This is a genomic window from Sanguibacter gelidistatuariae, assembly GCF_900096585.1.
Classification (GTDB): domain Bacteria; phylum Actinomycetota; class Actinomycetes; order Actinomycetales; family Cellulomonadaceae; genus Sanguibacter; species Sanguibacter gelidistatuariae.
The window spans coordinates 15,632-37,012 of sequence record NZ_FMYH01000011.1; the positions used below are offsets into that span (position 1 = coordinate 15,632).

At 66.8% G+C, this 21,381-nt stretch carries 17 protein-coding genes, 1 pseudogene and 1 riboswitch; of the genes and pseudogenes, 11 read left to right on the forward strand and 7 right to left on the reverse strand.

Annotated features, from left to right (window positions below; genetic code table 11):
• Positions 1-106 precede the first annotated feature (106 nt).
• From BLQ50_RS17440 to BLQ50_RS17475, 8 genes are all read left to right on the forward strand, one after another.
• Positions 107-3,226 carry a glycoside hydrolase family 2 TIM barrel-domain containing protein gene (locus tag BLQ50_RS17440; RefSeq protein WP_093186568.1) on the forward strand — a complete coding sequence of 1,040 codons (3,120 nt, stop codon included), beginning with the start codon at positions 107-109 and terminating at the stop codon, positions 3,224-3,226.
• A gap of 2 nt (positions 3,227-3,228) precedes the next feature.
• Positions 3,229-3,693, forward strand: a complete 465-nt coding sequence (locus tag BLQ50_RS17445) for a NanQ anomerase/TabA/YiaL family protein (protein WP_093186570.1) — start codon at positions 3,229-3,231, stop codon at positions 3,691-3,693.
• 54 nt (positions 3,694-3,747) lie between these two features.
• On the forward strand, positions 3,748-5,262 hold the full coding sequence (locus tag BLQ50_RS17450) for an amino acid permease (protein ID WP_093186573.1): 1,515 nt from the start codon (positions 3,748-3,750) through the stop codon (positions 5,260-5,262).
• A complete protein-coding gene (locus BLQ50_RS17455) occupies positions 5,259-5,600 on the forward strand; it encodes a tRNA-binding protein (RefSeq protein WP_093186575.1) in 342 nt (113 codons plus the stop codon). Before BLQ50_RS17450 ends, BLQ50_RS17455 begins: the two co-directional genes overlap by 4 nt.
• 671 nt (positions 5,601-6,271) lie before the next feature.
• A complete protein-coding gene (locus tag BLQ50_RS17460; protein WP_245701348.1) occupies positions 6,272-7,549 on the forward strand; it encodes an MFS transporter in 1,278 nt (425 codons plus the stop codon).
• A 62-nt stretch (positions 7,550-7,611) separates the two neighbouring features.
• Complete coding sequence (locus BLQ50_RS17465; RefSeq protein WP_093186720.1) at positions 7,612-8,766, forward strand: LacI family DNA-binding transcriptional regulator; 1,155 nt, start codon at positions 7,612-7,614, stop codon at positions 8,764-8,766.
• 10 nt (positions 8,767-8,776) lie between these two features.
• Positions 8,777-9,763 carry a phosphotransferase family protein gene (locus tag BLQ50_RS17470; RefSeq protein WP_093186580.1) on the forward strand — a complete coding sequence of 329 codons (987 nt, stop codon included), beginning with the start codon at positions 8,777-8,779 and terminating at the stop codon, positions 9,761-9,763.
• A gap of 4 nt (positions 9,764-9,767) precedes the next feature.
• Entirely contained in the window at positions 9,768-11,189 is a 1,422-nt protein-coding gene (locus BLQ50_RS17475) for an MATE family efflux transporter (RefSeq protein WP_093186584.1), read from the forward strand.
• 69 nt (positions 11,190-11,258) lie between these two features.
• On the opposite strand, the gene BLQ50_RS17480 is transcribed toward BLQ50_RS17475, so the two are convergent.
• Positions 11,259-12,002: a C40 family peptidase gene (locus BLQ50_RS17480; protein ID WP_342672074.1), complete on the reverse strand. Its 744-nt coding sequence runs from the start codon at positions 12,000-12,002 to the stop codon at positions 11,259-11,261.
• A 56-nt stretch (positions 12,003-12,058) separates the two neighbouring features.
• Positions 12,059-12,220: riboswitch (cyclic di-AMP (ydaO/yuaA leader) on the reverse strand.
• Positions 12,221-12,461: 241 nt separating this feature from the next.
• Here BLQ50_RS17480 and BLQ50_RS17485 point away from each other — a divergent pair.
• Positions 12,462-13,184, forward strand: a complete 723-nt coding sequence (locus BLQ50_RS17485) for an MBL fold metallo-hydrolase (protein ID WP_093186726.1) — start codon at positions 12,462-12,464, stop codon at positions 13,182-13,184.
• A 207-nt stretch (positions 13,185-13,391) separates the two neighbouring features.
• A complete protein-coding gene (locus tag BLQ50_RS17490; RefSeq protein ID WP_093186586.1) occupies positions 13,392-14,225 on the forward strand; it encodes an LLM class F420-dependent oxidoreductase in 834 nt (277 codons plus the stop codon).
• Positions 14,226-14,264: 39 nt separating this feature from the next.
• Here the strand turns inward: BLQ50_RS17490 and BLQ50_RS19250 are convergent.
• Positions 14,265-14,360: pseudogene (locus BLQ50_RS19250) on the reverse strand (hexameric tyrosine-coordinated heme protein); the annotation flags it as partial.
• A gap of 356 nt (positions 14,361-14,716) precedes the next feature.
• On the opposite strand from BLQ50_RS19250, the gene BLQ50_RS17500 reads away from it, so the two are divergent.
• Complete coding sequence (locus BLQ50_RS17500) at positions 14,717-17,200, forward strand: glycoside hydrolase family 3 protein (protein ID WP_093186589.1); 2,484 nt, start codon at positions 14,717-14,719, stop codon at positions 17,198-17,200.
• Between the two features lie 95 nt (positions 17,201-17,295).
• Here BLQ50_RS17500 and BLQ50_RS17505 read toward each other — a convergent pair whose 3' ends face one another.
• From BLQ50_RS17505 to BLQ50_RS17520, 5 genes are read right to left on the reverse strand one after another with little or no spacing between them, the layout of a single operon-like run.
• Positions 17,296-18,918 (reverse strand): GMC family oxidoreductase, encoded by a 1,623-nt coding sequence (locus BLQ50_RS17505; protein WP_093186592.1) that lies wholly within the window; start codon positions 18,916-18,918, stop codon positions 17,296-17,298.
• On the reverse strand, positions 18,915-19,511 hold the full coding sequence (locus tag BLQ50_RS17510) for a gluconate 2-dehydrogenase subunit 3 family protein (RefSeq protein WP_245701349.1): 597 nt from the start codon (positions 19,509-19,511) through the stop codon (positions 18,915-18,917). The genes BLQ50_RS17505 and BLQ50_RS17510 overlap by 4 nt, the downstream gene beginning before the upstream one ends.
• 47 nt (positions 19,512-19,558) lie before the next feature.
• Positions 19,559-20,038, reverse strand: coding sequence for a hypothetical protein (locus BLQ50_RS17515; RefSeq protein WP_093186597.1), 480 nt, complete (start codon positions 20,036-20,038; stop codon positions 19,559-19,561).
• Complete coding sequence (locus BLQ50_RS18445; protein WP_139185869.1) at positions 20,035-20,307, reverse strand: hypothetical protein; 273 nt, start codon at positions 20,305-20,307, stop codon at positions 20,035-20,037. Before BLQ50_RS18445 ends, BLQ50_RS17515 begins: the two co-directional genes overlap by 4 nt.
• Positions 20,308-20,348: 41 nt before the next feature.
• The gene (locus tag BLQ50_RS17520) at positions 20,349-21,371 is read right to left on the reverse strand and encodes an SDR family oxidoreductase (protein WP_093186600.1); all 1,023 of its coding nucleotides are present in this window, start codon (positions 21,369-21,371) and stop codon (positions 20,349-20,351) included.
• Between the last annotated feature and the right edge of the window lie 10 nt (positions 21,372-21,381).

The following is a 21,381-nucleotide window of genomic DNA, read 5'->3' on the forward strand; positions in this document are numbered from 1 at the left end:
TGCACGGCAGCGAAGTTACCGGTAACGTGCCTTTGAAGTTACCGGTAACGCAGAATTCTGTCAGCCGGGTCTGCTACTGCTCGACAACGACGACGAGGTGACGAGAGTGTCTACGCTCCGGTGGGAAGACCCCGCCAACACGGGTGCCAATCGGCTTCCTGGCCATGCCTATTTCTTCGGCTACGACACTCCGGAGGCCGCGGCCACCGGGCAGCGTGGCCTCTCCCAGGGATTCACCTCCCTGTCCGGGGAGTGCCGCTTCCGGTACAGCGACCACCCGGCCCGCGTGACGGCGTCGGACCTCGCCGAGCGGGCGGTGACGCACGAGGGAACCCTCGCGCAGGGCTGGGCCACGGTGAGCGTCCCGCACCTGTGGCAGCTCGACGGCTATGGCGACCTCCAGTACACCGACGAGGGATATCCCTTCCCGATCGACGTCCCGCACGTTCCGTCGGACAACCCCACCGGGGTGTACCAGTTCGACGTCGAGCTCGCTCCGAACGTCGTCGGCACCGAACGCATCCTGCGCTTGGACGGCGTCGAGGCCTACGTCGAGGTGCATGTCAACGGCGTGGAGGTCGGCTGGTCGAAGGGCTCCCGGCTCGCCGCCGAGTTCAATATCACCGCAGCCGCCCGCGACGGCCACAACCTCGTCACGCTCAAGGTGCTCCAGTTCGCCGACTCCACGTACATCGAGGACCAGGACATGTGGTGGGCCTCGGGCGTGTTCCGCGACCTCTACGTCTACGAGCGTCCCGCGGTGCACCTCGCCGACTACGTCATCCGCACCGCCCTGACCCAGGACGACGCCGCGCACCTCACGGTCGGCCTCACGGTGACCGATGCCGCCTCCGAGGCCGGGCAGCCGCGCATCGGATGGCGTGTTCGCAGCCTGGACGGCGCACAGACGCTCGCCTCCGGGGAGACCGGCGCACCCCAGGGCGAGGCCGACATCGACGTGGTGATCCCGGGGGTGTCCTGGTGGAATCCCGAGGTGCCCACGCTGTACCGCCTCGACCTCGAGGTGCACGACGGCGCCGGACGTCCCACCCAGCACGTCAGCGCACGCTTCGGCTTCCGGGACCTGACCATCCGCGACGGCCTCATGTGGCTCAACGGCTCCTATTTCGCCATGCACGGGGTCAACCGGCACGACCACGACGACCGGTTCGGCCGCGCCGTCGGCATGGACCGGGTCCGGCGCGACCTGGAGCTGATGAAGCGCCACAACATCAACGCTGTCCGCACCGCCCACTACGCCAACGACCCCCGGTTCTATGAGATGTGTGACGAGATCGGCCTCCTCGTGGTCGCCGAGACGGACCTCGAGTCCCACGGCTTCGCCAACGTCGGGGAGATCGGCCGGATCACCGACGACCCGGCGTGGCGCACCACCTACGTCGACCGCATCGAACGGCACGTGCTCGCTCAGCGCAACCACCCGAGCATCGTCATGTGGTCGCTGGGCAACGAGTCGGGTGACGGCTGCAACATCACCGCGATGTACGAGCGCTGCAAGGAGCTCGACCCCACCCGGCCTGTGCACTACGAGGAAGACCGCGACGTCCGCGACGTCGACGTCATCTCGACCATGTACTCCCGCGTCTCCCAGATGAACGACTTCGGCGAGCACCCCCACCCCAAACCGCGTATCCTCTGCGAGTACGGGCACTCCATGGGCAACGGCCCCGGCGGGCTCTCGGAGTACCAGCAGGTCTTCGACCGCTGGGACTCCATCCAGGGCCACTTCGTCTGGGAGTGGTGCGACCACGGCCTGCGTGAGGTCACCGACGACGGGCGGGTCTACCACCGCTATGGCGGCGACTACGGGGACTACCCGAACAACGCGAACTTCTGCATCGATGGCATGGTCTTCCCCGGTCAGCAGGCAAGCCCGGGCCTGACCGAGTACGCCCAGGTCATCAGCCCCGTGAAGATCGAGGCGGACGAGGGCGGGCTGCTGGTGCGCAACGGCTTCTACTTCACCACCCTCGCCGACATCGACCTTGTGGTCACCGACCTGGTCGACGGCGTGGTGACGAGGTCGCTGACCGTCCCCGCTGGTCCGGTCCCGCCCCGCGAGCACGCCGTCGTCGAGGTGCCTGCGGCGGCTGCTGCCCCGGGCCATGAGGTCTTGCGGACCGTGGTCGTCCTGCGCCGCAGTGCCACCACATGGTCGGCTCCGCACTCGCAGATCGGCGTCTACCAGTTCGCTGCAGGTCCCGCCACAGACGCCTCGGCCGGGTCCTCGGTCGCGCCGGTGGCGCTGCTCCCGCGGCGCCCGCTCACCGTGATCGAGGCCGACCACACACTCACGGTCTCGGCGGCCTCCTCGACGTGGACCTTCGACACACTCACCGGACGGATGCTCACGTGGCGCGGAGCGGGACGGGACCTCGTCGTGCGTTCGCCCAAGGTCCAGATGTGGAAGCCGCTCATCGACAACCACCAGCAGGAGTACGACGCGCTGTGGCACCCGCGTCACCTGCAGGTCATGCAGGAGTCCACCCGTAGCGTCCGCGTCGAGCGGGCCGAAGGCACCGTGACAGTCGTGGTCGAGACCACGCTGGCTCCTCCGGTGCTCGACTTCGGGATGCGGGTCACCTACCGCTGGGAGCTCTTCGACGACGGTGCAGCGCGGCTGTCCCTGTCAGGGGCACCTTACGGCGACTACCGCGACATCGTGCCCAAGATCGGCGTCGATCTCGGCATGGCTGTGGACTGCGACCAGGTCGAGTTCTACGGGCGAGGTCCGGGGGAGAACTACTCCGACTCCCAGACCTCGCAGGTTGTGGGCCGGTATGCCACGACGGTCGCGGAGATGGTCACGCCCTACGTCGTTCCTCAGGACTACGGCAACCACCAAGACGTTCGATGGGCCATGCACAAGGACCGGCATGGGCGCGGCCTGGTGTTCGCTGCGCAGGAGTCGCTGCTCAACTGGTCGGCCTGGCCGTACACGAGCGAGCAGATCGATGCCGCGCGCCACGTCACCGACCTTGTCGCGGACCCGGCAGCGCTCACCGTGAACATCGACCACGCCCTGCTCGGGCTCGGGTCGAACTCGTGGGGCTCCGAGGTGCTCGACTCCTACCGGGTGCGGTTCGAGGAGTTCAGCTACTCCTTCATCATGGCACCGCTCAACGCCGGCGACATGGACCCGAACGTCGTCGTGCGCGCTGCGCGCGGCGCGCATCCCCACCCCGACACCCCGACGGAGGCCTGATCATGCCCCTCTTCGCATCCAAGGAAGAGTTCGTCGCAGCCCACGCCGGGACGACCAAGTGGGACCGGATGACAGCGGCTATCGAGAATGCGGCGTCGATCCAGGATGGTGTGGCGCACTCGATCGGTGACTCGCTCACCTACTGGCGCACCTCGGCAGCCTCCCTGGCCGCGGAGACCTTCGTGGGCCACCGTCGGTACCAGACGGCGTTCTACGTGCTCGACGGCGCAGCGCAGGTCGAACTTGCACCGGCGGCCTCGCTCGTGCCCGCCGGTGCCTACGGCGACCTGTCCGACCGGGAGACCTTCACCCGCCCGGGCTCAAGGGGCGACCCGTCCTTGACTCTCTCACAAGGCCAGATCCTCGCGGTGCCGATCGACGGCGCGTGGCGGATCGCCGCCCAGCCAGCTGCACAGCTTCTCTTGGTCCGCCTCACCGTTGAGGGTGCGACCTTCCACAACAAGTAGCGGCGGACCTCCTGCAGTCCCGCCCCCATACGACTTCTTCAGAGAGACACGACCATGACCGAACGAAAGAATATCGGTGGCTTCATCCTGTTCACGATGGTCATCGCGGCAGTTTTTAACTTCCGCAATGTCATCAACAACTACGTGGCGATCGGAACGCTGGCAGCGCCGGCCTTCTTCATCGCGACGATCATCTACTTCATCCCCTTCACCCTGATCATCGCTGAGTTCGTCAGTCTCAACCGGAACTCCGAGTCCGGGGTATACCAGTGGGTGAGGTCGTCGCTGGGTGGACGGTGGGCCTTCTTCACGGCCTTCTGCTACTGGTTCGTCAACCTCTTCTACTTCATCTCCCTGCTGCCGCTCATCATCGTCTACGCGACGTACATGATCGCCGGCAAGGGTGTGCACGTCGAGACGTGGGCGATCGCCGTCATCTCGATCGTCATCTTCTTCATCGCCACGTGGATCTCGACCCACGGCGCGGCCTGGATCGGGAAGGTCACGTCCTTCGGGGCGACGCTCATGCTTGCCATGGCGCTGGTGTTCATCGTGGCGGCCGTCCTCGCTCTGTTCGGCGGGATCACTGCGGCCAACGACCTCTCCATCGCCGGGATGAAGCTCGACCCGAGCTCGGGTCTGACCACCTGGGCGTTCCTGGGGACCCTCTCCTGGATCATCCAAGGGGTCGGTGGCGCCGAGTCGATCGGTGTCTACCTCAACGACCTGCGCGGGGGAGCCAAGGCCTTCGTCCGCACGATCGTGATCGCGGGGATCACCATCGGGCTCATCTACACGATCGGCACGTGGCTCATGGCCGTGTTCGTCGACAAGAATGACGTCAACTACGAGAACGGCGTCTTTGTCACCATGGCTGCGGCCGCCGAGCACTTCGGCATCTCGGGGTCCTTCACGATCCGGATCGTGGGAGTGATCATGCTCGCCGCGACCCTGGGTGGCCTGATGATCTGGACCTCTGCACCGGTGAAGATCTTCTTCTCGGAGATCCCCAAGGGAGTCTTCGGCGAGAAGCTCGTCGCACTCAACGAGCAGGGAGTGCCGGTGCGCGGTGCCTGGCTGCAGTTTGCCATCGTCGTGCCACTCCTGGTCATCCCGACCCTGGGCGCTGGGTCCTCGGTGGATGCGCTCCTGAAGATCGTCATCAACATGACCGCAGCCACCGCGCTGCTGCCACCGGCGCTCATCCTCATTGCGTACTGGAAGCTGCGCAAGACCTACGATGCGGCCGGTCGCAGCTTCGTCATGGGTGGTCGCCGCCTCGGTCTGACGATCGCGTCGTTCCTTGTCATTCTGTTCGCGATCTGCTTCGTCGCCGCGACCTTCCCCGAGGACCAGGCCCTGTGGCTCACCCTCGTCTACAACGTCGGTGGCGTGGTCGTCTTCCTCGGAGCAGGCATGGTCTGGTACCAGCGGTATATCCGCCGCCTGCGTGCCCAGGACCCCGAGGCCGCCGAGCGTGAGCTGCGCCCGAGCGCCTTCGAGCAGTCCGCAGCAAACGCCGCGCAGGACGCAGCGGTTGGGCAGGGCGACACGGTGGTCAGCGCATGACCGGCGACCTCATCGACTTCGCTCACTTCAAGAAGCTCGAGCTCGTGGTCGGCCGGGTCGTCGAGGTGGTCGTGCACCCGAAGGCTGACCGGCTGTACATCGTCCAGATCGATGTGGGACGCGACTCACCGGTGCAGAGCGTCACCAGCCTGGTCCCGTACTACACGGTGGAAGAACTGACCGGACGCAGCGTCGTGGTCCTGCTCAACCTGGAGCCGGTGCGCATGCGCGGGGAGGTGTCGGAGGCGATGTTGCTGTGCGCTGAGACCCCGGACGAGTCCGAGAGCGTGCTCCTGACCCCGGCGCGAGACATGCCCCCGGGCACCCCCGTCGTCTGACCCCAGCAGGGGCGGCCAGAAGAAGTTCGCGGTGAGAAACAGCAGGCTGGCACGGGGTGCTGGCCTGCTGTTTCTGTCGTCCAGCGGACAGAGCGCAGATCCGGTGACCAAAGCCCCACAGCTCTGGCGCACCTGCATTAGCAGACGCTGGAGTGCGGGCATGTAGCGGCTGGCGTACGCCTCGAACAGCGTTCCGCCCGAGTTCGTCGACGGTTTTTCGCGCCATCGGTAGCTTCCGTCGGTACCGCGGCGGTGAGCTCGGCCGAAGAACCGATGAAGGCACGCCACCGCTTCGTGGGCCCCGGTGATTGCTGGCCAGTCGGTGGGCGTGCATCGCGCTGTCTGCGTCGAGCTGGGCGGCTCGGACGTGCAGGCATCCTCGTGTCCTGAGCCGGGGTACTAGCCAAGGCTCAATGGCCCCGACGACCAAGTGATCCCTGCCACGGTGGTGCTCCGCGCCCCGCGCCAGAGACCGATGGCTGGTAGGTTGACTGACAGCAGGCACGCCGATCACGGTCTGCCATAAGACTCGTCAACGTGTATCTACCGGCTGTCGGCCTCCTGCCGACGGGACGACGGCGGCACCAGAGCTATCGCAGCCCCGGCTGCGGTCGTCCGCAGAGGCTATGAACAACACCCACGAATCACAGTCCGGAGCAGAGCCTTCCGAGGTGTCGCCCACCTCGCTCATCCATTACACAGGAACGTTCTACTTCCCGATTGCGTTCGTTGCACGGTTGCCGTTCGCGATGATGGTCGTCGGTGTCCTCACTGCGGTCGTGTCGGCCCGCGGTTCCTTGTCGTTCGCTGGTCTGTCCTCAGCGATGGTGGGTCTCGGGACCGCCGTCGTCGGGCCATTGCTCGGTGCCTCAGCCGACAGGTTCGGCCAGCGTGTGGTTCTGCTCCTGGCGGGTGTGACCAACGGTCTCCTGCTCGTAGGTTTCGCCTGGGCGGTGAACTCCACGATGTCGAACGCGGCCATTCTGGCCATCGCCTTCGTCATCGGAACGACGGCGCCGCAGGTCGGCCCGATGTCGCGGACGCGCCTTGTTCGCATCATCTCCGAGCGGCTCGCGCCGGCGCGCAAGGTTCGTAGCTTCAACTCGACGATGGCGTACGAGTCCGCCGCCGACGAGACGGTGTTTATCGTCGGGCCATTCCTCGTGGGGTTGCTTGCCTCGATGGTTGCGCCATGGCTGCCGCTCGTGGCCGCCGGCGTCCTCACCATCATGTTCGTCACGGCATTCGCTCTGCACCCCACGAGCACGATGCAGAGCAGGGAAGACGACGGCAAGGCTGAGGTCGCGCCCCTGCGCAGCTTGGCGCATCCCGGACTCGTCTCCGTGGTTGTCGGGATCCTCGGTGTCGGGCTCTTCTTCGGCGCGACGCTCACGTCGCTCACTGCTTTCATGAACGACCAGGGAACTCCCGAGCGTGCCGGTCTGGTCTACGGCGTCATGGGCGTGGGCTCCGCAGGTCTCGCCCTCGCTGTCGCCCTGTTCCCCACGAGGTTCACGTTGCGTGCGCGCTGGCTCGTCTTCTCCTCGCTCATTCTCGCCGGCACAATGACGCTGCCGTTCGCTGGGTCGGTCACCCACCTTGTGATGGCACTCGCCATCATCGGCGTCGGCGTGGGGCCCACCCTCGTGACGCAATACAGCATCGGGTCCGCGCTCAGCCCGGCCGGACGCTCGACGACAGTCATGACGATCCTTGGCTCCGCCGTGATCGTCGGACAGTCGCTCGGATCGGCCATCACGGGTGCCATCGGTGAGCGATTCGGCAGCACTGCCGCCCTGGCGCTCCCCTCTGGTGCAGCCTCGCTCGTCGTTCTCGCCGGAGTTTCGTACTGGTTCTTTGCCGACCGTGGTGTGCACGGTGGCGACGAGCGCGGCCTGCCCACCTCAACGCCCACCGATTCTGCCCTCGAGATGTCGGGCGCTCGCTGACTGTCACACTCATGTGGATGCGCTTCCATGATGAAGTGATCCACGACAAGGGAGTGGAAGCCATGAGAGAACGCCTACCGACGATCAGCGGTGTCGCGAGTCGTGCGGGAGTCTCGTCGGCGACCGTGTCGCGGGTCATCAACCGGAGCGGCTTCGTCTCCGCGGCCGCACGCGTGGCGGTTCTTGAGGCGATCGACGACCTGGGATACGTACCGTCGGCCGCCGCACGGGGCCTGGCCTCGCGTCAGGCGGGCATGATCGGCATCTGTCTCCCGGACGTGGGACCGGGTGCCGACCTGGTCGAACGGGAGGTGTCGGACGGCGCGGTGCTGGTGCAGGTCGATCCGGAGCCGGATGGCGCGATCGCGTGGGGCGGGATCTACTTCGGCGAAGTCCTTCGCGGGGCAGAGTACGCGGCGTGGGAGGCCGGGTTGGCGATCACGGTTGCGATGACCCGCGAGCCGGACCTCGAGGCGCGGGTGCTGAACATGGCTGGGCGCGTCGACGGCCTCGTTGTTGTCGGTGAGACGTTGTCTGATGACCTGCTCGACCACGTGGCGCGACGAGTCCCGATCGTCGTGCTCGCCGGACCGAGGGCGGCCGACCGGCACGATCAGGTGATGGTGGGCAATGCCGACGGCATGGAACGGCTGGTCGACCACCTGATCGACGACCATGGGATCGAGACTCTCGCCTACGTCGCCGGGCGCTCTGGAGCGCCGGACGACGACGAGCGCTTCCGCGGGTTCTGCGCCGCGCTGTCTCGGCACGGAATCGAGGTGCCCCAGAGCCCTCGGCACCGAGGCGACTTCTCCCGGCACCGGGCGCGCGAGATCGGACGGAGCCTAGTCGAGGCAGCGCGCCAAGGGGAGGCCCTGCCACGGGCGCTGGTGTGCTGCAACGACGAGACCGCCCTGGGGCTGCTCGACGTGCTCGTGGCCCACGGGATCCGTGTACCAGAGGACATTGTGCTCACCGGCTTCGACGGGATCGACGCAGCCCGAACGTCCGCACCACCCATCACCACAGTCGAGCAGCCCATGGCTGAGCTCGGCCGGCTGGCCGTTGAGCGGCTGACCGCACGCATCGCGTCACCGCGACGTCGCCCGACCGTGACGCAGGTGCCTGTGACGGTCATGCTCCGCGGGAGCTGCGGTCCACATGCCCTCACGCCATTGCCCCCGGGCGGCGCCGTCGTGCGCCCGCACCACGAGTGAAAGAGAAGTCATGGAGAGCCTTACCAAGAATCGTCAGTCGTTGGACACGCTGCGGGCGATGATCGAGCGTGCCTACGGGGTGGACCAGGTGCCCGAGGGCGACACCTTCGCCTCGGAGCTGTCATACGGCCTCTTCAACGCCGTCTACCGGATCTGCTTGCGCGACGGCGCAGAGGTGGTGCTGAAGATCGCGCCTCCGGCGGGTGTGCCCGTGCTGACGCGCGAGCATCAGATGATGCGCAACGAGATCGCGGCGATGGCCCTGATCGAGCGCGAGTCGACCGTCCCGATCCCGCGGGTGGACTTCGTCGACCTCTCCGCGGAGCTGTGCGACGCGGACTTCTTCTTCATGGAGTATGTCGATGCACTCTGCTTCGGCATCGAGGCCGAAGCCGGTGACCTGCCTGACGACGTGGTGGTCGCAGGACATGAGCACCTGGGGGCGCTCAACAAGGACCTGAACCAGATCGTCGGTCCGCACTTCGGCCCTCTTGCGGGCCCGGGCTTCGCGACCTGGCGAGAGGCGGCCACCGCGATGTTTGGCGACGTGCTGGCGGACGGCAAGAATGCCGACGTCGACCTTGGCTGGGACTATGACGTCGTCGAGGGTCTGTTCGCCGCCCACGCCGCCGTCCTCGACCTCGTCCTCGTCCCTCGCCTCGTCGAGGTTGACCTGTGGGCGAAGAACTCGATGATGCGAGAGGGACGCATCGTCGCGATCATCGACCACGAACGGGCGATGTTCGGTGACCCGCTGATGGAGGCCGGGCTGACCGGGCTTGACCTCCCTTCGTTCCCAGACCCCGCGCCGTTCGCGCGAGGGTTCGGCCTCACCGACCTCACACCCGCCGAGCGGACCCGGCGCCACCTGTACACGCTGTGGCTCGCCGTGACGATGCTCGTGGAGACTACATACCGCGGGCAGGGCCCAGAGCAGTACAGGTGGGCCTGCGAGCAGCTCGACATCGCGATGGCGCTGCTCGGTCGGTCGAGGTAGCTCTATGACGACGCCCCAGGCCGGGCCGTCGCACGCGGACTTCCTCGGCACCCGCCCGGTCGGGCGGCTGCTCTGGAACACCTCCTCCCAGACCACGCTCTCGGTCGGTGTCTACGGCATCTACGCCCTGACCAATGCCTGGTTCGTCGCGCGGGGGGTCGGACCGACCGCGATGGCTGCCGTCAATCTCGTCGCCCCGATCCTGCTCGGTCTGGGTGCGGTCTCGACGACCGTCGGCGTCGGTGGGGCATCGCTCGTCTCACGCAGCCTCGGCGCGGGCGACCCCGCTCGCGCTGCCCGCGCGGCCGGCAACTCATTCCTCGTGTTCTGGGTCGCGGCGGTCGTGACGACGGTCGCCGGGCTGCTGCTGCTCGACCCGTTGCTGACCCTGCTGGGCACTACGGAGGCGACCCGTGAGTACGCCCACGACTACGCGGTCATCATCCTGGCCGGCGCGATCGTCTCGACCGGGTTCTCGAGTCTGGTCCGCGCCGAAGGCAGGATGCTCTTCTCCACGATGCTCTGGCTCGTCCCGATCATCGTGCAGATGACCCTCGACCCCGTGCTCATCTTCGGATTCGGTCTCGGTGTCAAGGGAGCGGCTCTCGGAACCGTCGGAGGGCAGACCGTCTCCGCTCTCATGAGCATCTGGTTCTTCTTCGTCCAACGCCGCCGGCCGTATCGCATCCGATGGGCGGACCTGCGACCGCACCGGTCCACCTTGGTCGCCATCCTCGCTGTCGGGTCCCCCTCGTTCCTCGCAGGCATCGGTACGACTGTGCTCGCCGTGCTTGTCAACGTCACGCTCTCTCGCACGGGCGGAGCGACCGCCCTGGCCGCGTTCGCGATCTGCGCGCGTCTGCAGACGTTCGTCACGATGCCTCAGTCCGGGATCAGCCAGGGACTGCAGCCGATCGTGGGCTACAACGCGGGCGCAGGACTCCTCGGACGTGTCGACCGTGCTCGCACCCTGAGCCTGCGCGCCACGGTCCTGTACAGCGTCGCCGCCGCCGTCATCGTCGCGGTCCTCGCCGACCCACTGGTGTCGTTGTTCGTGACGGACCCTCAGACCATCGACGCCGGCTCGCAGGCCCTGCGCATCATCGCCATCGGGGTGGCTGCCGCCGGTATCGCACCGCTGATCTCGGCCTACTTCCAGTCGCTCGGACATGCCCGTCCGTCGTACCTCATCTCGATCGGCACGCTCGTCGCCCTCAAGATCCCACTCGTTCTTTTCCTCGGCACGACCGGCCCGACGGGGATCTGGATCGCCCTCGCCGCCGGCGAGGTCACCTCAGCGGCGTGCGCGCTCGGCATCCTCCACGTCGTACGACGTCGAACGACCGGGATCACCGGGAAGTCCGAGCCGTGGACTGTCACTCGTGACGAAGACGCTCCCACGGCCGATAGAGAGTGGTCGCTGTGAGTTCTCTGTCGACTGGAACAGTGCTTGGAGTCGCCGGCGGCCGCCGGCGAGGCGCCTGCGCGCTCTTTCCTAGGTCATTCGCACGAAGGTCGGGTTGGACTGCCAGATCTCGCGGAACTGGATGGTCGTCCCGGGCAGGGATGAGTCGATCATCGTGTTGCCGCCGGCGTAGATCCCGATGTGGCCGGGGGAGAAGATGAGGTCTCCGGGCTGCGCCTGGTCTCGCGAAACTACCGTGCCCGCTGCTCGCTGCTCCCCTGAGGTGCGAGGGATGGCGATACCGACCTGGGCATAGACGTAGGAGGTGAAGCCGGAGCAGTCGAATCCGCTGGGGGTGGACCCTCCCCAGACATAGGGGACCCCGATGTAGCGGCTGGCCGCTTCGATGATCGCACTTCCTGATGCCGAGGCGGGAAGGGACACCTCTGCTGAGGCATCTGTTGGCGAGATCGCGGTCGAGCTCGATCCAGACGGGGTCGCGGTGCGTTCGGCCGCACGTGAGGTGGCGGGTGAGGCCCGGGCAGGCTCGGGCACCGGCTCGGGTGCGGGTGTGACTGAGACGGCGGTGAGTTCGACGGTCCACGATGCGTCTGGGGCCACGGTGACGGCGGGTGCGAGATCCAGTGCCTCCCGTGCTTGGGCAGTCAACGCGTCGACGTCCGCGGTATTGACGGCCGAGTCGGTGACGGGTGCTGCTGAGGCGGGTGCTCCGCCTAGCAGCGAGACGAATAGTCCCGAGGATGCCGCAGCAATCACCGTTCGGCGACGTACGGCGGCCACGTTCTCGGAGGTGCTGAGAACTAGCGCTGTCAAGGGCGTGATGGGGCGCCGGGCTGCACGATGGCGGGCAGGGGTTACCTGAGTCTTCAAGTTTCTCTCCATGACGCCTGCGAGGTTAGCTGTCGGGTTCGGATAGGAGAACACCCGGTCGATGGCCGATAGGCCATGCGACTTCACCCCAAGGACGCTGAGTTCAGCGTCCACTTCTGGGTCCCCCGTCCCTGCCAACGAGTTCTCGGAAACCTCAAGCGGTGGCAGGGCTAGACGTGCCGCTCAAGCGCTCCACGAGCTTCTTGCCTCTGTGGAGCCTCTCGAACGTACAGCACATGCTGCGGTATGTCACGAAGAGGTAACGAGCCGCTACCTGTCGATGGCCCTCGGGCTATGCAGCAGCCCGGTGGATGAGAACGTCGACGACATGCTGGTGGTCGCCGCCCGGCACCGGAAGGTCAGTGTCTGCGTAGAACTGAGCGGCTAAGTATGGTGGCCATCATGGAACTCAACGCCTCTGTCCGCCGCATTGGCAACGACATCGTCGCCGCCTACCTCGTCGTCACTCCCGAGGGAGTGACCGTCATCGACGCAGGGCTTGCCGGCCATTGGCACGAGCTGCTCGCCGAACTCACGTCGATGGGGCGCACGCTCGACGACGTCAAAGGCGTGGTCCTGACACACGGCGATTCTGACCACGTCGGATTCGCCGAACGGCTGCGGCGTGACCACGGGGTTCCCGTCTACGTGCACGCAAGCGATGCCGGCCGGGCGAAGGGCGGTCCGAAGCCTGCGAACACAAAGCAGTCGATGAGACTGGGTCCATTGCTGGGTTTCATGGCATACGCGCTCCGCAAGGGCGGGATGCGCACGGCTTGGCTCACCGAGGTCGTCGAAGTGCACGACGGCGAGACGCTCGACCTTCCAGGCGCCCCCCAGATCATCGGGCTGCCTGGGCATTCCGAGGGCAGCATCGCGGTCTACGTCCCCGTTGCCGACGCCGTGTTCGTGGGCGACGGCCTCACGACTCGCCACGTGCTCACCGGCAAGAAGGGACCCCAGCCCGCGCCGTTCACCGACGAACCGGATCGGGCGATCACGTCACTGCGAGGCATCGTGGGCACAGGTGCGAAGTGGGTGCTGCCGGGCCATGGCGCTCCGTGGAGCTCCGGCGTCGAGGCGGCGGTCGTCGCCGTCGAGACCGCGGCGCGCGCGGCAAAGTAGCGATTGCCGGCCGCCCGATGGCTACGTCGGTGAGCCCCGTCGTCGTATCTGAGACTGATGCGGTGGGGCCTCCGAGAGCGCGACCAACAGATGGCTTAGGCTTCGAGGCCGGGACGCGCACGAGACCGTTTTCATGAGACTGTCTCCGCGTGCCCTGCCCTGCCCTGCGCCCGTCCCGGCGAGGACCATCTTTGATCGGAGTCAACAATGGCCAGTCCCGCCAGCGTGCCGCGTCCCGTGCGCATCGGGGTGCAGATCGCACCTCAACATGCCCCCTACGAGAAGATCCGCGACACGGCCGCGGCTCTGGAAGCCCTCGGCGTCGACATCCTCTTCAACTGGGACCACTTCTACCCGCTCTCCGGAGAGCCGGATGGACTGCACTTCGAGTCTTGGACCATGCTCGCAGCGCTCGCTGAGCAGACGAGCAGCGTCGAACTCGGAGCGCTCGTCAACTGCAACAGCTACCGCAACGCCAACCTGCAGGCCGACATGGCTCGCACGATCGACCACATCAGCGCCAAGGGCGGCACGGGCCGATTCATCTTCGGAATCGGCTCCGGCTGGTTCGAGCGCGACTACGACGAGTATGGCTACGAGTTCGGAACCGCGGGAGGGCGCCTCGACGCGCTCGCAGCGAGCATGCCTGTGATCGAAGACCGGTGGAGCCGGCTCAACCCGCCTCCCACCCGCAAGATCCCCGTCCTCATCGGTGGGGGCGGAGAGAAGAAGACGCTGCGGATCGTGGCGAAGCACGCCGACATCTGGCACAGCTTCAGCGACGCGGCGACCCTCGAGCGCAAGCTCGGCATCCTGGCTGAACACGGACGGGCCGTAGGGCGAGACGTGGCAGAGATCGAGATCTCGACCGAGATCGGCAAGAGTTCGCCGGCCGACGTCGAATTGCTCCACGACCTCGGCGCGACGATGTTCACGATCGGGATCTCGGGTCCCGACTATGACATCTCGGGCGTCGAAGACTGGCTCTCGTGGCGTGACGAGAAGAATGCGCACCTCAGTGGGGTGACCGAGACCTCCTGAGTCCGGGCTTAGCAGCGACGACGCCCACCCCGGCTAAATTCAGGTGCGCCAGTAGTTGTTGGCTGCGGCGATGGTATGGAACTCGATTGCGATCACCTGGCTGACGGCGATGAGGCTGTCGGGGCTTGTTGAGTAGTTCGGCCGGCCGCCTTTGAGGGCTCATCAGCGTTGCGGTGGGAGGAGGGGAACGGGCTGCTGGAGCATCTTGGGGAAGAAGCGGGGCACCGCACGGCCGCGGGCAAGGTCGACCTCCCACGTGCACGCGCACATGCAGCGCGCAAAGAAGTGTCACGCCGCGGCTGGCCGCTGGCTCGTGCATGGCAGCGTGGGTCGTCGCGCGCCTCCCCATGGGCGACTTGGCACCCACGTGTACGAACGTCACCCAGTCTGTTCGGTATCGTTCGGTCGACACCAAACGCGCGGCAGACGCGCCCATGCCCCCACCATGTGCACCGCCCCAGCACGACCCGAAGACTTTGGAGAACCACCTGATGAACTCGGACAGCACGACCCCGTCGCTCTCAGCAGGCGAGCAGGAGCTGGCGCAGGCGTCCACCGGCCTGGTCGACACCGACACCTTCGTCGACCCTGAGCTCGCCGCGCTATGCCGGGAGTCCGCTGCCGACGGGGCGGTCCTGCTCCGCAATGACGAGACCCTCCCGCTGCGGGAGAGCGCGCGTGTCGCGCTCTTCGGGCGGGTCCAGATCGACTACTTCGCGGTCGGCTACGGCTCGGGTGGAGACGTCAACGCCCCATACTCCTGGAACCTTCTCGACGCGCTGCGCGACGGCGGCCGGGTCACCGTCGACGCCGAGCTCGCCGCGACCTACACCCGCTGGTGCGAGGAGAACCCGCCCGACGAGGGCACCTGGGCCAACTGGCCGCGCTACTTCGAGGAGATGCCCCTTGAGCGCGAGGCCGTCCGGGCCACCGCCGCGCGCACGGACGTCGCCGTCGTCGTCATCGGACGCGCAGCGGGGGAGGCGCGGGAGAACACCCTCGACAAGGGCAGCTACTACCTCACCGACGACGAGCGCGCGCTCCTCGACTCGGTCACCGCAGAGTTTGTGCACACGGTCGTCGTGCTCGACTGCGGGAATGTCATCGACCTCGCCTGGCTGGAGGAGTACGGCGACAAGATCTCGTCGGTCCTCTACGCCTGGCAGGGCGGCATGGAGGGCGCGCGGGCCATCGCCGACGTCCTCACCGGGGTCCGGGTGCCCGGCGGGCGGCTGACCGACACCATCGCCCGCCACTACGCCGACTACCCGAGCGCGCCGAACTTCGGCGGGCTCGAGCACAACGTCTACGCCGAGGACATCTACGTCGGCTACCGGTACTTCGAGACCTTCGCCCCCGACGCCGTGCTCTTCCCCTTCGGGTTCGGCCTCGGGTACTCCACGCTCGACGTCGCGGCCACGGCCGATGTCGGCGACGAGGACGTCACGGTCACCGCGCGCGTGAGCAACGCCGGGACGGAGCACCCGGGGGCCGAGGTCGTCCAGGTGTACGTCCGGGCGCCCGACGGCCAGCTCGGCAAGCCGGCTCGGTCGCTAGCCACTGTCGCGAAGTCGCGCCAGCTCGCCCCGGGGGAGAGCGAGACGCTGCACCTGACCTTCCCGATCGCGTCGTTGGCCTCCTACGACGACTCCGGGGTGACCGGTCACCGGTCCGCGTACGTCCTCGAAGCGGGGGAGTACACGGTCTTCGTCGGCACCGACGTGCGCTCGGCGACGGAGGTCGCATCCTTCGCGCTCGGTGAGCTGCGCGTCGTCGAGCAGCTGAGCGAGGCGTGCGCGCCCGCCATCGAGAACGCCTTCCAGCGGATGACGCTCGACCGCGACGACGCCGGTCGCGCCGTCGTCGGCTGGGAGGACGTCCCCACGCGCCAGGCCTCACGGCGCGAGCGGATCCAGGGACGCCAGGTCCCGGCGCTCGAGCCGACCGGCGACCAGGACATCATGCTCGGCGACGTCGCGGAGGGCGCAGCGACGCTCGACGCGTTCATCGCCCAGCTCTCCCACGAGGACCTCGAGGCGCTCACCCGGGGCGACCTCGTCATGGACAGCCCGCTCGGGGCGCCCGGCAACGCCGGCGTGTTCGGCGGCATCACCGCCTCATTGCGCGCCAAGGGCGTGCCTCCCATCACGACGACGGACGGCCCCTCCGGCATCCGGCTGTCCGCCTACGCTTCGCTCCTGCCGTGCGGGGCGGCCCTCGCCTCGACGTGGAACGCCCCGCTCGTGCGTCGTCTCGCGGCCCGCCACGGTGCGGAGATGGTCCGCAAGGGCACCCACGTGCTGCTCAGCCCGGGGATGAACATTCACCGTGATCCCCTGTGCGGGCGCAACTTCGAGTACTTCTCCGAGGACCCGTTGGTCACCGGCCTGATCGCGGCCGCAGTCGTGGCTGGCGTCCAGGAGGCGGGCGTGGCGGCCTGCCCCAAGCACTTCGCGTGCAACAACCAGGAGACCAACCGGAACCTCAACGACTCGAGGGTCTCCGAGAGGGCTCTGCGGGAGATCTACCTGCGCGGCTTCCAGATCTGCCTCACCCAGGCGCGCCCGCACACGCTCATGACGTCGTACAACAAGATCAATGGCGTCTGGTCGCACTACAACGACGAGCTGTGCACGAGGATCCTGCGCGAGGAGTGGGACTTCGAGGGAACGGTCATCACCGACTGGTGGATGCAGCGCGCGGTCGACCCGGACTTCCCCGCCGTGTCCGACGACGCCTACCGCGTCCGCGCGCAGGTCGACGTCTTCATGCCCGGCGGCTGGTTGGACCACGCCAGCGGCACCTTTGACGCGACTGCGGCGTCGTCCCTGCTCGATTCACTCGCCCGCCCGGACGGGATCACCCTCGGTGAGGTCCAGCGCACCGCTCGCACGGTTCTGGAGCTTGTCCTGGCGCTGCCCACGCTGGGCGAGGAGATCGCCACGAGGTCGCGGGAGGTGCGTAGCCGTACCTGAGGTGCGGGACAAGCCTGCCGGGACTCCGCGCCCCCTCGATCGGGCCACTGCCGGAAACGGCGGTGGCCCGGGGTGTTGCCTGACGAGGCCCTGGGTCACCCCCTGTTGACAAGGCGGTCGGCGGCGCGGGCCGCGACGGCCATGATGGTCAGGGCGGGATTGGCGCTGCCCTGGGTGGGCAGCACACTGCCGTCTGTGATGAGCAGATTGGAGACGGAGAAGCTGCGGCAGTCCGCGTCGACAACGCCGTGCTGTTCGTCCTCGGCCATGCGTGCTCCGCCGACCAGGTGGGCGTAGCGATCGATGGTGATGACTTCGTCGGCGCCGGCCGCGGTGAGGATGAGTTCCATCTTCTCCTGCGCAGCTCGCATGAGGGCGCGGTCGTTCTCGCACTGGGAATAGCTGAAGCGGGCCACGGGCAGTCCATGCCGGTCCTTCTCGTCCGCCAAGGTGACCCGGTTCTCGGCCTGCGGGAGGAACTCGCACAAGGCACCGAGACACGCCCAGTGGACGTAGTCGCTCATGTAGCTGCGCAGTGCAGTGCCCCAGTGCCCCTGGGCCATGACGTGTTCGGCCCAGGTGATGGGAAGCGGCGACACCGTCTGGATCGAGAAGCCACGCTTGTACGGCTTCGTCGGGTCGGTTTCGTAGAATTCCTCGCTGCTGACCTCCGGCGGTGGTCCCTTCCACATCCGCACCTCGGCATCGAAGCGTCCGGCCGTCTGTGGTGCGCCCTGAACCATGAGATAACGGCCGACCTGGTCAAAATCGTTGCAGAGCCCGTCGGGAAACCGTGCCGAGGTGGAGTTGAGCAGCAGGCGCGGTGTTTCGATGGAGTAGCCGGCGACGGCGACCATGCGGGCGCGCTGAAAATGGGCCACGCCACGGTGAACGTAGTGCACTCCGGTGGCCTGCCCGGTCCGTTGGTCGATGTCGATCCGGGTCACCATGGAATCGGGGCGAATGTCGGCGCCGTGGGCCAAGGCATCGGGGATGTGGGTGATCAGGGGTGATGCCTTGGCGTTGACCTTGCACCCTTGGAGGCAGAAGCCGCGGTAGATGCAGTGGGGCCGGTTGCCGAATCGGCCGTTGGTGATGGCCACTGGCCCGACCTTGGCCGTGATGCCCAAGGCTAGGGCCCCACGCAGAAAGAGCTCGCCATTTCCTGACACGGGATGGGGGCGGTGAGGGTAGCCGTGCGGATCACCCCAGGGCCAGCGCTCCCCGGCGACGGGGAGTTCTTCCTCGATGTCCTGGTAGTAGTGCTTGAGGTCTTCGTAGTGGAGGGGCCAGTCCGCGCCCACGCCGTCCAAGGTCATGGTGTGGAAGTCGCTGGGATGGAGCCTGGGCACGTAGCCGGCATAGTGGACCATGGAACCTCCCACGCCACGGCCGGAATTGTTCGAACCCAGTGGTACGGGGTCGGTCCCGGCGATGACGCGGGGCTCGTTCCAGAACAGGTGGTGGGAGCCGGCCTCATCGCTGACCCAGTCGTGTTCTGGATCCCAGAAGGGGCCGGCATCCATCGCCACGGCCCGCCAGCCGGCCCGTGCTAGGCGCTGCAACAGGATGGATCCTCCTGCGCCGCAGCCGACGATGACGATGTCCACTTCGACATCGTCGGCAAAGTGGCGCATGTGGTCACGTAGGCCGTGGTTGATGCCCGGACCGCTCGGGAGCAACCATGCCGATTCGTTGCGCGAGCGCACTGTACTCATCGGTGCCCCTCCTTCCCTCGCGTCGGGTCATCGGTGGGGTGGGCGTCACGGACTTCGAAGGGCTCGACGGAGTTCAGGCCCATGTTCTTGTAGCCGCGCGGATAGGCCGGCCCGGCAAAACCGATTTCATCCCAGGCCCAGGGATGGGAGTAGAACGCTGAGCAGGCGTAACGGGTCCACAGGCTCCAGACCTGGGTGGCTGGCATCCCGCGCCATGGCGTTGGTCCGAGGTTCTGGATGCTCTGCAAGAGCCGTGCCTGCTGCGGCCAGGTTGCTTCGGCCAGGAGGCAGCCGCATCTCATTCGGGCATCCTCATCCAAGCCAGCGAGCGTGCGGCGCCACGCTTCAGGGTCGATGGGCATGCCCTCGTAGTGCCAGCCGTCGGTATCTTGTCGTGCCAGCCGGGCGTCCACCAGAGCAACCACCGGGACACGGGGTTCTTCGTGCTGATCCAACAGCTGATTGAAAAGCGCATCCGCCGTGGCCTCCTCGGCAGGGGTAAAGAAGCGCACATCCCCCGGCGGTCCCAGGCGGGCCATGACGACGGCCGAGGTCGTGGTGTCCCAGTGCCTGACTTGGCCGGTGGCGCTCATGCCGGGAAACCGGCCGCCGCCGTCGCTGGCAGGCAGAGGGAGCGCACTCATCGTTCCCGCCGCAGCACGGCCGCTAGCAATCCCATGCCGCCGACCAGGGTCACCAGCAGTGGGGCGAGCAGAGGGGGGCCCATTTCCATGTTGTAGCGCAGGTTTGAGAAGCCACCAGGTTTCTGAGCGATTCCACGGGCGTGCAGATAGGTTCCCTGAAGTCCGTTGGCGACAATGACGGCCGAGGCGAGGGGCAATGCGGTTTTCGCCATCCGCTTGCTGCAGACCCCAGCCACACCCGCCGCGGCTCCGACCGGTCCCAAGATGACCGGCAGCCACATCCATCTGTTGCCGAAGCTGGCCTTGTCATGTTCAAAGAATATTTCGGCCGCTGTCACCAACGCCCCAGCGGCCGTGAGTGCCGCGAGGGAGCGTTCAAAGCGACCCGTCTCAACGTTGCGCACCATCCGGTCAATCACATGGACAAGTTCGTCCGGCTCGAACTCCTGCGCTCTGACGTGTGATAGCTGAGTCATCGGGCTTCCAGTGCGGCGAAAGTTGAGGCCAGGAAAGCGTCGATTCCGGCCGGCTTGCGCCAACGCCGATCCCCGGAGGCCAGGGCGACCATGGTTCCGGCATGGGTGAGGTCGACGATCGCACCGCAACGACGCAGAGTCCTCCCTGCCCGTGCCAACAGCAGGGCCTGCAGGAGGTTCCTGGCACCGAGAACTCGTATGAGCAGGACTGCACCCGGAGTCGGCAGGGTGCCGGTGGCGACCCGGTAGAGAAACTGGGGTCGGATCATTTGACACAACCCGAACAGGCACCGGATGGCCTCGAGTGGTCTCATCGTTGCCCCCAGCGTCCAAGGAGGACCCCGGCCCCAGCCGCGAGTCCCAAGAGACCCGAGGCGGTTCCCACCGCAAGGAGCCCGTGATGGTGCGATGCCCACAGCTGGGTGCTACGTGACGTGGAGCGGTTATCAAATGCGCCGTGGGTTCCAAAATCAACTGCAGCATCTGCTGGTTTCCATAAGTTGGTCGGTTGGTCCGCCGGGCGCTGTTCGCTTGTCTGCTGTGAGGCGAAACCTGTGCGGGCCAGGTATGCATCCAAGAGCCCAGGGAATACTGCGTTGGCCAACAAGGTTGCGGCGGTGCTGCCGCCCACCCAATATTCACGCCGTTGCGGGTGATCGGCGGCATAGACGACGGCGCGGGCCGCCACTTCGGGTTGATAGATGGGGGGTACCGGTTGGGCCTTTTTGGGGAGCCGGGAGAGGGTCCAGGAGAACTGGGGTGTGTTCACCGCAGGCATCTGCACCATCGTGGTGCGGATACCGCTGTGCTCGTGGAGCAGTTCACACCGCAAAGACTCATTGAATCCTTGGATGGCATGCTTGGCACCGCAGTAGGCGCTCTGCAGCGGTATGCCGCGGTAGGCGAGGGCCGAGCCGACCTGGACGATCGTGCCCCGGTTGCGGGTGCGCATCCGCTTCAGGGCGGCCATCGTGCCGTAGACGTACCCAAGATAGGAGACGCCGGTGACCCGCGCGAACTCCTCGGGTGTGATCTGCGTGAAGGGGGCGAAGACGGAGGCGAAGGCTACATTGACCCACACGTCGATGGGGCCCACGGTCCTCTCTACGTGATCCGCTGCTGCATCCACCTCCGCGGAGTCCGACATGTCCACCGGCACCGTCAACGCCGTGCCTCCGGCCGCCTCCACCTCCGCTGCGGCACCGTCGAGTCCTGCCTGGCCCCGCGCCAACAGGACAACCGTGGCACCGCGACGGCCAAAGGCGATGGCCGTGGCTCGGCCGATCCCACCGCTGGCCCCGGTCACGACAACGACCTGGTGAACTGTCTTCATCGGTCCTCCT

Excerpts from the sequence above, each read along its gene's own strand:
- BLQ50_RS17500 (WP_093186589.1), top strand. The coding sequence starts at position 14,717 with ATGAACTCGGACAGCACGACCCCGTCGCTCTCAGCAGGCGAGCAGGAG.
- BLQ50_RS17520 (WP_093186600.1), bottom strand. The coding sequence starts at position 21,371 with ATGAAGACAGTTCACCAGGTCGTTGTCGTGACCGGGGCCAGCGGTGGG.
- BLQ50_RS17445 (WP_093186570.1), top strand. The coding sequence starts at position 3,229 with ATGCCCCTCTTCGCATCCAAGGAAGAGTTCGTCGCAGCCCACGCCGGG.
- BLQ50_RS17505 (WP_093186592.1), bottom strand. The coding sequence starts at position 18,918 with ATGAGTACAGTGCGCTCGCGCAACGAATCGGCATGGTTGCTCCCGAGC.
- BLQ50_RS17515 (WP_093186597.1), bottom strand. The coding sequence starts at position 20,038 with ATGACTCAGCTATCACACGTCAGAGCGCAGGAGTTCGAGCCGGACGAA.
- BLQ50_RS17450 (WP_093186573.1), top strand. The coding sequence starts at position 3,748 with ATGACCGAACGAAAGAATATCGGTGGCTTCATCCTGTTCACGATGGTC.
- BLQ50_RS17510 (WP_245701349.1), bottom strand. The coding sequence starts at position 19,511 with ATGAGCGCCACCGGCCAAGTCAGGCACTGGGACACCACGACCTCGGCC.
- BLQ50_RS17490 (WP_093186586.1), top strand. The coding sequence starts at position 13,392 with ATGGCCAGTCCCGCCAGCGTGCCGCGTCCCGTGCGCATCGGGGTGCAG.
- BLQ50_RS17470 (WP_093186580.1), top strand. The coding sequence starts at position 8,777 with ATGGAGAGCCTTACCAAGAATCGTCAGTCGTTGGACACGCTGCGGGCG.
- BLQ50_RS17475 (WP_093186584.1), top strand. The coding sequence starts at position 9,768 with ATGACGACGCCCCAGGCCGGGCCGTCGCACGCGGACTTCCTCGGCACC.
- BLQ50_RS18445 (WP_139185869.1), bottom strand. The coding sequence starts at position 20,307 with ATGATCCGACCCCAGTTTCTCTACCGGGTCGCCACCGGCACCCTGCCG.
- BLQ50_RS17485 (WP_093186726.1), top strand. The coding sequence starts at position 12,462 with ATGGAACTCAACGCCTCTGTCCGCCGCATTGGCAACGACATCGTCGCC.
- BLQ50_RS17455 (WP_093186575.1), top strand. The coding sequence starts at position 5,259 with ATGACCGGCGACCTCATCGACTTCGCTCACTTCAAGAAGCTCGAGCTC.
- BLQ50_RS17465 (WP_093186720.1), top strand. The coding sequence starts at position 7,612 with ATGAGAGAACGCCTACCGACGATCAGCGGTGTCGCGAGTCGTGCGGGA.